1 protein-coding gene and 1 pseudogene are annotated in these 1107 nt (G+C 67.5%); both read right to left on the bottom strand.

All coding sequences use genetic code 11. The features are described 5' to 3' along the window. Positions 1-88, bottom strand: a pseudogene (locus tag ACXJKR_RS33190) (tryptophan synthase subunit alpha); the annotation flags it as partial. Continuing rightward, positions 85-1107: tryptophan synthase subunit beta (trpB, locus tag ACXJKR_RS33185; RefSeq protein WP_457326480.1), on the bottom strand; the 1023-nt coding region annotated here is incomplete at its 5' end. The pseudogene ACXJKR_RS33190 and the gene trpB, both read right to left, overlap by 4 nt.

The following is a 1107-nucleotide window of genomic DNA, read 5'->3' as shown; positions in this document are numbered from 1 at the left end:
GGTACGGATCACCCGCGGTGACGAAGGGGATCAGCGCCTTGCGGCCGGCGGCCTTGAGCTGGTCGAAAGTGGTGGCGATGCGGCTCATTGCGCACCTCCCTTGACCATCTCGCCCGCTTGCGAAGGTCGGTCGAAATAGGCAGCGCCGGACAGGTCGGCCACGGTGCCGATGTCCTTGTCGCCCCGGCCGCTGAGGTTGACCAGCAGCACCTTGTCCTGGCCGAGCGTCGGGGCGAGCTTGATGGCATGCGCGACCGCGTGGCTGGATTCCAGCGCCGGGATGATGCCTTCGGTGCGGCACAGCCGGTGGAAGGCCGACAGTGCCTCGGCGTCGGTGACGCCGACGTATTCGGCACGGCCGATGTCCTTCAAGTGAGCGTGCTCGGGGCCGACACCGGGGTAGTCCAGGCCGGCCGAGATGGAATGCGTCTCGATGATCTGGCCATCCTCGTCCTGCAGCAGGTAGGTACGGTTGCCGTGCAGCACGCCGGGGCTGCCAGCGGTCAGCGTCGCGGCATGCTTGCCACTGGCGATGCCCTGCCCTTCTGCTTCGACGCCGATGAGCCGGACTGCCTCGTGCGGGATATAGGGGTGGAAGATGCCGATGGCGTTCGAGCCACCGCCCACGCAGGCGATGACGGCGTCCGGCTGGCGGCCGGCCAGCTCGGGCATCTGCTCCAGGCACTCCAGCCCGATGACGCGCTGGAAGTCGCGCACCATCATCGGATAGGGATGCGGGCCGGCCACGGTGCCGATGATGTAGAAGGTGTTCTCGACGTTGGTGACCCAGTCGCGCATCGCCTCGTTGAGGGCGTCCTTCAGCGTCTTGCTGCCGCTCTCCACCGGCACGACGGTCGCACCGAGCAGCTTCATGCGGTAGACATTGGGCGACTGGCGCTTCACATCCTCGCTGCCCATGTAGACGACGCACTCCAGGCCGTAGCGCGCGCAGATGGTCGCCGTGGCCACGCCGTGCTGGCCGGCGCCGGTCTCGGCGATGACGCGCGGCTTGCCCATGCGCTTGGCCAGCAGGGCCTGGCCGATGACGTTGTTGATCTTGTGTGCGCCGGTGTGGTTGAGGTCCTCGCGCTTCAGGTAGACCTGCGC

The organism is Roseateles sp. P5_E11 (genome assembly GCF_054049355.1).
The sequence above is the reverse complement of the archived record's forward strand: the minus strand, read 5'-3'. Positions and strand labels throughout refer to the sequence as shown.